We start from the raw sequence: 12,953 nt of genomic DNA, 5'->3' as shown, positions 1-12,953 counted from the left end.
ACTATCAGATTTAACTGAACATAAACTATGTATCCCGAACAATTAGTAGCACCCATGCGCACCGATTTGACAAGCGCTGGTTTTGCTGAACTAAAAACGCCTGAAGAGGTAGATAATTACCTGAAAGACAAGAAAGGAACGACCTTGCTGGTAATCAATTCGGTTTGTGGCTGTGCCGCCGGTGCTGCCAGACCCGGAGTAAAATGGGCCCTGCAATCGTCTCCCAAAAAACCAACCAACCTGGCTACCGTTTTTGCCGGCGTTGATAAGGAAGCGGTTTCAAAAGCAAGAGAATATACATTGCCGTATCCGCCATCATCTCCTTCGATAGCACTTTTCAAAGATGGAGAACTGGTGCACTTTGTTGAGCGCCACCATATTGAAGGCAGAAATGCCCAGATGATCGGCCAACATCTTGTAGAAGTTTTTGATGAATTCTGTTAATCAGATATAAAAATGAAAAGCGGGCTTCTACCCGCTTTTTTTGTCTTCATACTTCCGTTCCGCCTTAGGCAGTAGCCTGATCAAGGATGAGCCGGGTTTCTTCCAGGTCGAGCTCATATTCAATTCTTCTCAAAGCTTCATCGCCAATCTTGCCTTGCCTGCGCATTTGCAACAGGTCTTGTCGCTCTTTCTGCAGCAGTTCTTGCTGCAGCCTGTGAAACGCACGTATCTCCTCTTCATTCAGTTTCTTCTCCGTTTCATCTTTGCGCAAGCGCTGAATACGGATTTCGTATTTCGTTTTAATCTGGTTCAACACTTCATCGCTTAGGGATAGTGCATAGTTTTCTTCAATGTGCTCAATGATCGAAGAAGCAATCAGCAACCTGGCCCGCTGTTCTTCCTCCTGGTCTTTACCATCGGCTTGCAATCCAAACCAATTGATCAACGGTCGAAGGGTAAGACCTTGCAATACCAACGTTGAAAAGATAACACAGAAGGTAAGAAAGATGATGAGGTTTCTGTGAGGGAATGGTTCCGTTCCTTTACCGGTAAGCGGCAATGCCAGCGCTGCCGCCAGCGACACCACACCACGCATGCCTGACCAGGCTACGATCGTTGCGAGTTTAATATTCGTTTCCGGTTCACGCTCCCGTATCTTCCTGCTTAGCCATCTTGGTATATAGGTTCCCGGATATACCCAAATGATGCGGCCAACAATAACCGCGATGCTTATGATGATGGCATACTTCCACGCCCAGAAAGAATTGGCTCCTATGTTTTTTACAATTTCGGGAAGTTGCAGCCCGATCAGGATAAAGATTACGCCATTCAGAATAAACAAAACTGTATTCCAGGAACCGTATGCCTGCAGGCGCGTCTGCTGTGAAAACACTTCGCTGGAATTCCAGGCTACATATAGTCCGGTAGTCACCACAGCCAGCACACCTGAAACATGCACTGACTCGGCTACAAGGTAGGCCACGAAAGGTGCCAGGAAAGTGAGTGTCGTATCCGTAGTGGGATTATCAGGAGTGAATTTGTGAATCCATTTAAAAGACCAGCCGATCAGAAGCCCCAGTACAATACCCCCCGTAGCTACAATAAAAAATTGAATCCCTGCATCCCAAATGCTAAACACACCCGTACCAACTGCCACTACGGCATATCGATAGGCGATCAAACCTGTGGCATCGTTTACAAGGCTTTCACCCTCCAATATTGTAATCACGCGCTTGGGCACGCTGAGTCCTTTGGTCGCAGCGGTGGCCGCTACGGCATCGGGAGGAGAAATGATAGCGCCCAGCACAAATGCCTCCGCCCAGTTAAAACCAGGAATTACCATGTGTGCCACCCAGGCAACTGCACAAGTAGTGAAAATCACGCAGCCGGTGGCTAACAGAATGATTGGACGCTTGGCTGCTTTGAAATCCGGCCACGAAGTATTCCAGGCGGATGCATAGAGCACAGGAGGAAGAAAGACCAGAAAAACGATATCAGGATTAAGCGAGATAGAGGGCATTCCGGGAATCATGCCGATCGCGATCCCTGCCACTACCAGCAATATCGGATATGGAATTTTGATCTTGTCGGTCACCTCCGCGAGCGCGGTGACGACAGCAAGCAATATGATAACAATAGCAATATCCTGCATGCAGTGGGGTTAACAAATAAAGAGGCTAACGTTAATAACTGAACTTACCCAGAAATTCTTCGAGCTCTTCCTTCAGCGGCCGGTCGTTTGTTACGCCCAGCAATTTATTCACGTCTGCATTTACTTTTACATTCAGCTCATGCAGCCGCAGGTGCTGGTTGATAAAAATAAACTCGAGCGGTGGAATGAGCTCCTTCAGGGCATCCAATATATCAATTACTTTCAAATTGCGCTCAACCAGGTTGTAGGTTCCGCTTGCCAGACTGGCGGTGAGCAGATTGGCTAACGCAGAAGCCATACGGTTAATGTGAATGAACGTACGCGACTGTTTACCATCGCCTTGTATCGTGATCAGCTTGCTGAAATTGGCTTCAAAGGCAAACTTGTTGATCACGGCATCAAAGCGCATGCTGCGGCTATAACCGTATACATTTCCGCAGCGCATAATATAAGTGTCGATCTTGCTGGCCAGTCTGCGTACATGCTCCTCACCCCGCAGTTTGGAAATAGCATATAATGTTTGCGGATCAGCAGGTGTATTTTCATCGGCCGCTTCTTTTGAAGAGCCATACACTCCTGTGCTGCTGGTATAGATGAACCGCTTTACATTGCTTTCTTCCACAGCGTATACCAACTCGGCTGTGCCCCAGTGATTTACCTGTTCGTACGAATGTGCATCAGCACTGGCAAAAGGTGTAGTTACCTTGGCCGCCAGGTGATAGACTACATCTACTCCCTTTAAAACTTTTCGAAGGGCTCGCGAGTCCAGCAACTCTCCTTTTACAAATGTGATCTTCGTGTGGTTCTGAAGCCTGAGGCCCAGAAACATATTGTAGTTGGGGCGGCTCAGGTTATCGTATACTATTACTTGATCTACTTCGGTTTTTGCTATCAGAGCACTGATCAGCTCAGTGCCGATATAGCCGGCACCTCCGGTAACTAATACTTTCATCGTTAACTAAATACTGCTAGGAAAATTACTTGTTGATCAAATCTGTATGCAGCCCACACTCCACCTTATTCATACCAAACCAGCGTGCTTCACGCTCCTGCATTTCAGGGTCTAATTTACGGGTACAGGGTTCACAACCTATACTGATATATCCTTTTTCTTCCAGCGGGTGCTTGGGAAGATTGTATTCTTTCTGGTATTGCCAGATCATCCTGGCATTCCAGTCGAGCATGGGGTGAAACCGCGTACAGCCATGCTTCGCAGGTTGCTCTACTTTCATAGCAGCCCGCACAGCACTTTGATCGGCACGCACACCGTTAATCCACACATCGTGCGAAAGCAGGATGGCATCTGTTGGCTGGGTTTTGTTCAGATAGCAGCAGTGATCGGGATCGGATGTGAAGAGCAATCTGCCATCGGCATCGCGCTGCATAAATTTCGGAACGTCTGACTTCAGGTCGATAATGTTCAGCCCGAACTGCTCGCCGATGTAGTCTCTGAATTGCACCGTCTCCGGAAAATGATACCCTGTATTTATAAAATAGATCGGGATAGATCGGTCTATCCGGCTCAGGATATGGAGCAGCACCAGGCTGTGCGATTGGAACGAAGAAGTCGTAAAAAGCTTCTTGTCCTCCGCCTTGTAAGCTTCCAGTTTGGCCTTTATCTCTTCAAATTTCACTGCAACTCATCGATTAAGTAAAACATTCTAACTACCTAATAATCAAATTAACAAGAATAGAATAGTAAATAAATACTTTATCTTCTATATTCGGTTACCTTATTCCTAAACCTATCTACCCTTGAGCCCTAAATATCGCGTTCTTTTAGCAGTATTGCTCACACTGCTGGCGATTTGTAGCCAGGCCGTGTTTGGGCAAACCAAAATTGTCCAGAAAATAGTTCACATTGACCAGCTGACGGTAAATGTTTCACTCGACAAGCTTACTCCCCAGGATTGTCAGGCTGGCCCAGGAGGCATAGCCATTACCGTTACAGGTGGATCCGGCAAATATACCTATGCATGGTCAGGCCCTTCCGGTTTTATTTCCAAACTTGAAGATCTTTCCAACCTCAACGCAGGCACTTATACACTTCAGGTAAAAGATGGTGGTGATTGTATACTTACCGAATCGTGGGAGGTAAAAGCTACCTGCACATCAACGTGTGCCCTGCGGGATGTTGCTGCCATCACGCTCTCGAAAACCTGCAGCTCGAACGATGGCTCGATCAAAGTCACTATCAACGGAGGCTCGGGGTCTTACAGCTACCTATGGTATGACCAGGCCTTCAATATCATTGCGAACACAAAAGACTTGGCTGCCATATCGCCAGGAACTTACTACCTGGAGGTTGCTGACCTGAAGAACAGCACTTGTACCGCTACCTTCTATTATTCCCTGGAGTCAGCATTAAAGGTTGGCTACACTACCACCAGCAACACCCATTGTACTTCACCTTTTACCGGAAGTATTACAGCTGTTGTTACCGGAGGATCAGGCAGTTATTCTTATCAATGGCAATCCCCTGACGGGTCAAAAGCCACCAGCGCTACGGCCTCCGCCACCGGTTTACGAAGCGGCAATTATGTGCTTACGGTCACCGACAAAGTGCAAGGGTGCAGCGTGCAGAAATATATCTACCTCTCTAATGCAGCTGCAGCCACACTCGCTATAAATGAAACTGTAACACCGGCTACCCACTGCTCCCCTGCCAACGGCAGTATTGATATTGCAGTAAGTAATGGATCGGGGAATTATACCTATACCTGGTATAATCAATCAACCGGTGGATTTGCCAGTGCCACAGAAGATCTGGCCAATGCGACACCTTCCACCTATAGCGTGTATGTGGTTGATAATGTTTCAGGATGTTCCGTTTTCAAACAGTTTGATATAGCCAACAAAACCCAACCACCTTCTCTGAGCTTCACAAAGACCGACAATACCAGCTGCTCTACTCCTTTCAATGGTGCAATCGATCTGACCGTTACGGGCAGTAACAATTACACGGTACAATGGAGTAATGGGCAAACCACAAAAGGTATAGCTGCACTGTCACCGGGTACGTATGGTGTATCTGTTCTCGATAAAAGTACAGGATGCATAAATACCGTCACTCCTACTGATATACAAGCTGTTACCATTATCGATAACTCTGCGCAACCACTTTCAGTTAACATCGATGTGAGTATCAACAATACACAATGCATGACACCTTCCGGATCTGTGCAAGCCACCGTACTGTCACCTGCCGCGCCGGTAACAATCTCCTGGACGGGGCCGAACGGCTATACTTCCGACCAGGAAGACATCAGCGGCCTGGCGGCCGGCAATTATATACTTACCGCCACCCTGCAATGCAATACAGCTCCGGTCATTGATACCGAAGAGATTGTAACACAACAAAGTACCCTAGTCGAACTCGACCTGCTGACGATAATTTCCGATCGCGACAATAACCTGGACCCGGCCAGCATCGCCATTATCAAGATGCCTGAGAGTGGCGCTAGCGCATCCATCACTGCCAATCATAAACTCCGTATTCAGTATAAAGATGCTTTTTCAGGCACCGATAACATGACCATTCAGGCTTGCGACCTGATGAAGGCTTGTTCTTCCAATGTGATTACAATCAATGTGGAGGCTGCTCCGGAAGCCAGCAAGCAAGGTCAGGTAATCGTATATAACGCTGTAGCGCCCAAGAGTATAGGCGATAACAAGTTTATGCGCATTGAATACTTACCGCCTATCGATAATCGCGTGAGCATCTTTAATCGCTGGGGCGATAAAGTTTTTGAAGTTCAGAACTATACAAATGATCTTCCAGGAAAACGCTTTGAAGGATTGAGCGATCACGGTAAGGAGCTACCGAGCGGCACCTATTTCTACAAGATCGAATTTGCCGATGCCTCCTCACCTCTAACCGGATACCTGTCCTTAAAGCAATAACTGCATGAAGTATCTTTACCTGCTCTGGCTCCTGGCTGTGTTCACCTCAGCATTTTCCCAGGAAGATCCGCTCTATGCCCAGTACCTCAACAACCCACTCGTAATCAACCCGGCCTATACCGGTTTGAATAACAACTTCAATGCTTCTGTATCGTATCGCAGGCAGTGGAGTAATTTTGATGGGAGTCCGACCACGATCAATGTAAGTGCCCATTCATCGGTAAGCCATAACAAGATGGGACTCGGCATGTTAGTAGTGCAGGATAAGACGGGCGCGAACAAAAACACCGAAGCGTATGCTACTTATGCATACCGGCTCAATCTCAACGGCTCATCTCTATCCTTCGGTATACAGGCCGGCTTTATCAATTTCAAAACCAATAACGATGCGTTAAATACATACGATCCAACTGATCCTGCCTTTAGCAACAACCTGAATGTTACCAAGCCAAGCGTGGGTGCCGGGCTGATCCTGAACAGCGAACACTTTTTTGCCGGGCTCTCTATCCCGCGCATGCTACCATCTGCAACTATATTATCAGATGATAACACGGGCAACACGGTAAAGGCTCGCCTGTACGATCAGCATTACTATGGAGCTGCAGCCTATGTATTCTATTTGTCGCCACGGGTTCGGTTAAGACCTTCTGTGTTGGCCAAGTACGTTCCGGGAGCGCCACTGTCTGTTGACTATACGATGGCTATCAACCTGGATCAGAAATACTCAGCAGGGTTGTTTACCCGCAATGCCAATGCGTTTGGATTTTTGTTACAATGCAGGTTTGCAGATGCTTATCGCTTTGGATATGTTTTTGAAGTACCCGCAGGCAACGCTGTGGGCACACGCTTTAATACCCACGAGATCACGTTGGGAATAAACCTGGCACTCTTCAGTTTTCAAAATACGGCCCTCACAAACTTCTAAATTAAACCCGATTACAGAAAGTGAACTGAACCTTTTGAACCTAAACCTGTTTACCTTTATGACATGAAGATAAAGGTATCGAGGAAAGAACATTTTAACGCAGCCCATCGACTTTTCAATCCGGAGTGGTCTTCGGAAAAAAATCAGCAGGTATTCGGTAAATGCAGCAATCCTAATTTTCATGGCCACAATTACGAAGTAATCGTGAGCCTTACGGGAGAACCCGATCAGGCCACTGGCTATGTATACGACATGAAAGTGCTGAGCGATCTGATTAAAGAGCATGTGCTGAACAAGTTTGATCATCGTAACCTGAATCTTGATCTCGACTATTTTAAAGAACTTAACCCGACTGCTGAAAATATAGCGATCGTTATCTGGAGAATACTTCGGCAACAAATCGACTCAAAATTTGAATTGAAAATTACTTTGTATGAGACAGAAAGGAATTTCGTTGAATATCCGGCCAACTAGCCCCGAGGATGAAGACTTTGCGGAAGATCATGTAGGAACTTCTGCCGAAACTCCTCTCCGTCCGGACGCATTCGATATGGACGATGAAGAAAAGATCGAGCACATCGAAAAGCACTTTCGTGAGATTATGACCATACTCGGCCTTGATCTTACGGATGATAGTCTCAACGGTACACCGCGAAGAGTTGCCAAGATGTACGTAAAGGAAGTCTTCAGCGGACTCAATCCCAAGAATCGGCCGCACTCCAGGCTGTTCGACAATAAGTATAATTATGACCAGATGCTGGTGGAGAAAGATATTACGTTCTACTCTCATTGCGAGCATCACTTCGTGCCCATCTATGGCAAAGCCCATGTAGCGTACTTCTCAAGCGGTAAAGTAATTGGCCTTTCAAAAATTAACCGCATTGTTCAATATTTCTCTAAACGTCCTCAGGTACAGGAGCGTCTCACGGTGCAGATCGGCAAGGAGATGCAGCGCGTTTTACAGACCGCAGATGTCGGCGTAGTGATCGATGCCAACCATATGTGTGTGGCATCGCGTGGTGTAGGCGACACAAACAGTAAAACCGGAACCGCGTATTTTTCAGGTAAATTCCAGGACGAAAACATCAAAAGAGAGTTTCTTAATTATATAAACAGCAAATAGCAGGGATGGCCGGCTGTTAAAGTCATTAGGTGTTGTACCGGATTATTCAGGTATTCTGTCGGCACGACTTCTTTAATAGCTACTTTGGGTGTCTAAACCCAGAAAACCCCGCTATATGTCATTTGAACAAGAGATTCACGAGGAGGATTTCAGAAACGAGTTTCAGAAAGCCTTATTAAACATGGTATTCACAAATTACCATGTCGTTGACAAAATGAACGTTGTGTTTAAGAAACACGACATCACGCGGCAGCAGTACAATGTACTACGGATCTTGAAAGGTCAGTTGCCAGGTCATGCATCTATTAATCTTATTAAAGATCGCATGTTGGATAAAATGTCGGATGCATCCCGCATCGTAGAACGACTTCGTATCAAAGGTCTCGTTACCCGCGACTTCTGCGAAAAAGATAAACGCAGTGTTGAGGTAAAGATCACACAAACAGGTCTTGCTATACTTGACCGGATGCAACCGGAAGTAGACGCCTTCGAAGACATTTTACACAATCTCTCCGAGGACGAAATCCACCAGCTTAACATTCTGTTGGATAAAATAAGAGGTACTGATAAAGTAAAGCAGACGAATTCAAAGCAAACGCTAGCAGCAGAAACTTCTTCGCGATAAAAAATTTGCTACTTTAGCATCGCTTTAAATTTAAACTCTTATGGTATTCGATTTAGAAATGATCAAGGCTTTGTATGCCAATATGCCCGCACGCATAGCCAAAGCTCGAAAAGTTGTCAATCGTCCACTCACGTTGTCTGAAAAAATACTATACTCTCATCTCCACGAAGATCAAAAGCTGGAGAACTTTGGCCGCGGAAAATCATACGTTGATTTTGCTCCAGACCGCGTAGCGATGCAGGATGCAACGGCCCAAATGGCGCTGTTGCAGTTCATGTCTGCCGGAAGACCTAAGGTAGCGGTGCCGTCTACTGTACACTGCGATCACCTGATCGTAGCCAAGACGGGTGCTAAAGAAGATTTGATTACTGCTAATACAGAAAGTAAAGAAGTATTTGATTTCCTGGCTTCAGTATCCACTAAATATGGTATCGGATTCTGGAAACCAGGAGCTGGTATCATCCACCAGGTAGTGCTCGAAAATTACGCATTCCCTGGTGGTATGATGATCGGTACGGACTCTCACACCGTAAACGCCGGTGGCCTCGGTATGGTGGCAATCGGTGTTGGTGGAGCGGATGCCGTAGATGTTATGTCGGGCATGGCCTGGGAATTGAAATTCCCGAAGCTAATCGGTGTAAAACTTACCGGTAAACTAAGTGGCTGGGCTTCCGCTAAAGATATTATTCTGAAAGTGGCTGGTATCCTTACCGTAAAAGGCGGAACCGGCGCTATAGTAGAATACTTTGGCGAAGGTGCCGAAGCATTGAGCTGTACAGGTAAAGGAACCATCTGTAACATGGGCGCTGAAGTCGGAGCTACTACATCAACTTTCGGATACGATGAGTCGATGGAGCGCTACCTGATCTCCACCGGCCGTGCAGAAGTTGCTAAACTTGCCAACGGTATACGCGAGCATCTTACTGCTGATCCCGAAGTATATGCAGAGCCTGAAAAGTATTTCGACCAGATCGTTGAGATCAACCTGTCGGAGCTTGAACCACACCTGAACGGTCCGTTCACTCCAGACTTGGCTACTCCTATTTCAAAGATCAAAGAAGAAGCTGCTAAAAACGGCTGGCCTACTACTGTTGAAGTAGGATTGATCGGTTCCTGTACCAACTCTTCATACGAAGATATATCCCGCGCTGCGAGCCTTGCCAAACAAGTAGCCAGCAAAGGATTAAAAACCAAAGCGGAATTCACCATCACTCCAGGTTCAGAACAGGTACGCTATACAATTGAGCGCGATGGATTTATCGATACATTCGATCAGATCGGTGCCAAAGTATTTGCCAATGCCTGCGGACCTTGCATTGGTATGTGGAGCCGCGTAGGTGCAGAGAAGAAAGAGAAGAACACGATCGTTCACTCCTTCAACCGTAACTTTCAGTCGCGCAACGATGGCAACCCGAATACATTTGCCTTTGTTGCATCGCCTGAGCTGGTTACAGCATTGGCTATTGCCGGTGACCTGACGTTCAACCCTGAAACAGATTACCTGACCAATGAGCAGGGTGAAAAAGTAAAGCTTGACCCTCCTACCGGAGATGAGCTTCCTGCAAAAGGATTCGATGTAAAAGACCCTGGCTTCCAGGCTCCTGCTAAGGATGGCAGTAAAGTAGTAGTGAAAGTAAATCCTGCTTCAGATCGTCTGCAACTCCTCGATCCATTCAAACCATGGGAAGGTAAAGATCTGAAAGGTCTGCGCCTGCTCATTAAAGCAAAAGGTAAGTGTACTACCGACCATATCTCTATGGCAGGTAAATGGCTGAAGTATCGCGGTCACCTTGATAACATTTCCAACAACCTGTTGATTGGTGCTACTAACTTCTTCAACGAGAAGATCAATAGCGTTAAGAATGGTCTTACAGGTGAATACGATGAAGTACCTAAAGTGCAACGTGCTTATAAAGCCGATGGCATAGGATCGATTGTAGTGGGTGACGAAAACTACGGAGAAGGTTCATCACGCGAACATGCTGCAATGGAGCCACGCCACCTGGGTGTGCGCGCTATACTCGTAAAGTCGTTCGCTCGTATCCACGAAACAAACCTGAAGAAGCAAGGTATGCTCGCGCTTACTTTTGCCAACAAGGAAGACTATAACAAGATTAAAGAAGACGACTCTTTCGATATCGTTGGTCTTACCACATTCGCTCCGGAGAAGCCACTCACACTGGTAATTCACCATAGCGATGGTTCTGAAGAAAGCATTTCCGTTAACCACACGTACAATGCAAACCAGATTGAGTGGTTCAAAGCCGGATCTGCACTGAACCTGATGGCGAAGAAGTTTGCTGCCGAGAAAAAACCTGCTGCTAAAACAGAGGCTCCCGCTCCAAAATCTTCCGCTCCAGCTCCTGTCAGACCTGTTGCCAGTAAACCTGCAACAAAAACAGCAGCACCCAAGCCAACAGTGGCACCGAAGAAAACTACAGCAGCACCGAAGAAGGCTACAGTAGCAAAGGCTGCTCCTGCCAAGAAGACAACAGCTGCTAAAAAAGCTGCAAAGAAAACGGTAGCCAAAAAAGCAGCACCGAAGAAAGCCGCTAAAAAAGTAGTAGCTAAAAAGGCTGCTCCTAAAAAGGTGGCCCCGAAGAAAGCTGTGAAAAAAGTTGCTAAGAAAGTGATCGCTAAAAAAGCCGGTAAGAAACCGGTAGCTAAAAAATCACCGAAGAAGGTGGTAAAAAAAGCAGCTAAAAAGAGGAAATAGAATAACGAGGCCCCGGTAAATCCGGGGCTTCTTTTTTATAGATGTTTACGTTAGCTTCGGGCAAAATTCAAGTCCGTGCAATACGATGTTATAGTGATTGGAGGTGGCGCTGTCGGTCTGGCCACTGCCCTGCAACTCACCAGCCGAAATTCCAGGCTTAAAGTAATTGTAATCGAAAAAGAGAATGCTGTCGCCAACCATCAAACCGGTAATAACAGCAACGTCATTCACTCCGGTATATACTATAAACCCGGAAGTTTGAAAGCCCGAAATTGTATTCACGGCTACAACCTGCTTCTTAACTTTTGCCGCCAGCATGATATACCACACAACATCTGCGGAAAAGTGATTGTCGCTACTGATGAGAAGGAGCTTCCCCTGTTAAAGAATATATACGATCGCGGATTGCAAAACGGCCTTCAAAATCTTAAGATGCTAAATGCTTCTGAGCTGAAAGAATATGAACCTCACGTTGCCGGCATCGCCGGTATACATGTACCACAGACAGGTATCGTTGATTACCGTATGGTAGCCGAGAAATATGCCGAAGTATTTCAGCAACAAGGTGGAGAATTGAAGCTCGGCGAGAAAGTGATCGATATACAATTCGATAGCGACAAGGTGGTGGTGGCTACACAAAAGGCAAGCTATACCGGTAAGCTGGTGGTGAATTGTGCCGGACTATATTCGGATAAAATTGCGCGCCTTACTTCTTCCCATGTAAATGTAAAGATCATTCCCTTCCGTGGTGAATACTATAAGCTTAAGAAAGAGAAAGAATATTTAGTAAAGACACTGATATACCCGGTGCCCGATCCGAACTTCCCGTTCCTGGGCGTGCACTTCACAACGATGGTAGGCGGTGGTGTAGAGTGCGGACCAAATGCCGTACTCGCTTTCAAGCGTGAAGGCTATAAAAAATCGGACATCAACCTTGCAGAACTCGGTGAAACACTGGCGTGGCCGGGCTTCCGTAAAATTGTAGCGAAGTACTGGCGAACCGGCATAGGCGAAATGCATCGCTCTTACTCCAAAGCGGCATTTACCGAAGCGCTTCAAAAACTATTGCCGGAAATTAAAGAAGAAGACCTCATGGAAGGCGGAGCCGGAGTGCGTGCCCAGGCCTGCGACAGAACAGGCGGCCTGCTGGACGACTTCATGATTCTGGAAGAAAAACAAGCTATCAATGTCTGCAACGCTCCTTCCCCTGCCGCTACATCTTCACTGTCTATTGGAGAGACAGTGGCTGAGCTGGTGGAGAAAAGACTTTGATATCCGTGAACAGTTAACCGTTACAGGTAAATTGAAAATCTATTAACGATTAACGTGTAACTTATAACGGATCTGCAGGCTACCTGATTGGCGAACGAAAATGAAGCCCTCTTTTTCTAAGAGCTTGATTAATTTTAGGCTTCATCCAACATTTCGGTTGTAAGCCTGGCTATCTCCTCTTCCATAATTGTATCTAAGTACAATTGAACTGCATCCTTCAAATTCTCCAATGCTATTGCGGGAACCTTACCATGCGTATGGCATCCTGGCAGCTCAGGGCACCAGGCATGAAAT

Annotated in this window: 11 protein-coding genes and 1 pseudogene; 8 read left to right on the top strand and 4 right to left on the bottom strand. The window is 46.4% G+C overall.

Translation table 11 applies throughout. The features are described 5' to 3' along the window. The first annotated feature begins 27 nt into the window (after positions 1 to 27). Positions 28 to 444: a BrxA/BrxB family bacilliredoxin gene (locus V7Q33_RS11155; protein ID WP_331976529.1), complete on the top strand. Its 417-nt coding sequence runs from the start codon at positions 28 to 30 to the stop codon at positions 442 to 444. 64 nt (positions 445 to 508) lie between these two features. Here V7Q33_RS11155 and V7Q33_RS11150 read toward each other — a convergent pair whose 3' ends face one another. From V7Q33_RS11150 to V7Q33_RS11140, 3 genes are read right to left on the bottom strand one after another with little or no spacing between them, the layout of a single operon-like run. Next, a complete protein-coding gene (locus tag V7Q33_RS11150) occupies positions 509 to 2,095 on the bottom strand; it encodes a Na+/H+ antiporter (protein WP_333819889.1) in 1,587 nt (528 codons plus the stop codon). Between the two features lie 31 nt (positions 2,096 to 2,126). Then, the gene (locus tag V7Q33_RS11145) at positions 2,127 to 3,047 is read right to left on the bottom strand and encodes an NAD-dependent epimerase/dehydratase family protein (protein WP_331976525.1); all 921 of its coding nucleotides are present in this window, start codon (positions 3,045 to 3,047) and stop codon (positions 2,127 to 2,129) included. A gap of 25 nt (positions 3,048 to 3,072) precedes the next feature. Beyond that, positions 3,073 to 3,729 carry a phosphoadenylyl-sulfate reductase gene (locus V7Q33_RS11140; RefSeq protein ID WP_331976523.1) on the bottom strand — a complete coding sequence of 219 codons (657 nt, stop codon included), beginning with the start codon at positions 3,727 to 3,729 and terminating at the stop codon, positions 3,073 to 3,075. A gap of 121 nt (positions 3,730 to 3,850) precedes the next feature. Between V7Q33_RS11140 and V7Q33_RS11135 the strand changes: the two genes are divergently transcribed. The 7 genes and pseudogenes from V7Q33_RS11135 (at position 3,851) to lhgO (ending at position 12,659) form a co-directional block, all read left to right on the top strand. Then, positions 3,851 to 5,998: a gliding motility-associated C-terminal domain-containing protein gene (locus tag V7Q33_RS11135; RefSeq protein ID WP_333819888.1), complete on the top strand. Its 2,148-nt coding sequence runs from the start codon at positions 3,851 to 3,853 to the stop codon at positions 5,996 to 5,998. Positions 5,999 to 6,002: 4 nt separating this feature from the next. Beyond that, entirely contained in the window at positions 6,003 to 6,923 is a 921-nt protein-coding gene (locus V7Q33_RS11130; RefSeq protein ID WP_333819887.1) for a PorP/SprF family type IX secretion system membrane protein, read from the top strand. A 63-nt stretch (positions 6,924 to 6,986) separates the two neighbouring features. Continuing rightward, a complete protein-coding gene (locus V7Q33_RS11125; RefSeq protein WP_333819886.1) occupies positions 6,987 to 7,397 on the top strand; it encodes a 6-pyruvoyl trahydropterin synthase family protein in 411 nt (136 codons plus the stop codon). After that, positions 7,357 to 8,046 carry a GTP cyclohydrolase I FolE gene (folE, locus tag V7Q33_RS11120; protein ID WP_331976517.1) on the top strand — a complete coding sequence of 230 codons (690 nt, stop codon included), beginning with the start codon at positions 7,357 to 7,359 and terminating at the stop codon, positions 8,044 to 8,046. The genes V7Q33_RS11125 and folE overlap by 41 nt, the downstream gene beginning before the upstream one ends. A 115-nt stretch (positions 8,047 to 8,161) precedes the next feature. After that, positions 8,162 to 8,671 (top strand): MarR family winged helix-turn-helix transcriptional regulator, encoded by a 510-nt coding sequence (locus tag V7Q33_RS11115; protein WP_331976515.1) that lies wholly within the window; start codon positions 8,162 to 8,164, stop codon positions 8,669 to 8,671. Between the two features lie 40 nt (positions 8,672 to 8,711). Continuing rightward, positions 8,712 to 10,967, top strand: a pseudogene (locus V7Q33_RS11110) (aconitate hydratase); the annotation flags it as partial. 495 nt (positions 10,968 to 11,462) lie between these two features. Further along, positions 11,463 to 12,659: an L-2-hydroxyglutarate oxidase gene (gene lhgO / locus V7Q33_RS11105; protein ID WP_333819885.1), complete on the top strand. Its 1,197-nt coding sequence runs from the start codon at positions 11,463 to 11,465 to the stop codon at positions 12,657 to 12,659. Positions 12,660 to 12,701: 42 nt separating this feature from the next. Here lhgO and V7Q33_RS23415 read toward each other — a convergent pair whose 3' ends face one another. Beyond that, complete coding sequence (locus V7Q33_RS23415) at positions 12,702 to 12,788, bottom strand: hypothetical protein (RefSeq protein ID WP_442945935.1); 87 nt, start codon at positions 12,786 to 12,788, stop codon at positions 12,702 to 12,704. Between the last annotated feature and the right edge of the window lie 165 nt (positions 12,789 to 12,953).

Origin of the sequence: Ohtaekwangia sp. (genome assembly GCF_036786105.1) — a bacterium.
Lineage (GTDB): Bacteria > Bacteroidota > Bacteroidia > Cytophagales > Cyclobacteriaceae > Ohtaekwangia.
This window is presented reverse-complemented; position numbering and strand designations above follow the sequence as displayed.